The sequence below is a fragment of the Ochrobactrum sp. SFR4 genome (assembly GCF_019730395.1).
Taxonomy (GTDB): Bacteria; Pseudomonadota; Alphaproteobacteria; order Rhizobiales; family Rhizobiaceae; genus Pseudochrobactrum.
The window spans coordinates 1-275 of record NZ_JAAPBB010000744.1 but is presented as its reverse complement, the minus strand read 5'-3'; the positions used below and the strand labels follow the sequence as shown (position 1 = coordinate 275).

Sequence of the window (275 nt, the reverse complement as noted above, 5' to 3'; positions counted from 1 at the left end):
CGCGCGTTAATGCCGTGCTACGCCGTACCCGCAATAATGCTGCCAATGTTGCAATCCGGTTTGAGAATATTCTGGTGGATTTCGACGCGCATGCGGCGTTTACCGATACGGGGGATGAAAGACAGCTTTTGCCGCTCACGCTGAGCGAATTCCGAATTCTGGCGCATATGATCCGTAGACCGACTCATGCATTTCCGCGCAATGATCTTTTGGATGCCTGTCTGCCGCAAAGTGATGCGCTGGTGCGCACCATTGATACACATATAGCGAATTTA

At 51.6% G+C, this 275-nt stretch carries 1 protein-coding gene; it reads left to right on the top strand.

Features of this window, described 5'->3' with window-relative positions; all coding sequences use genetic code 11:
* A partial coding sequence (locus tag HBA93_RS21055) for a winged helix-turn-helix domain-containing protein (protein ID WP_221724566.1) occupies positions 1-275 on the top strand: 275 nt, incomplete at both ends.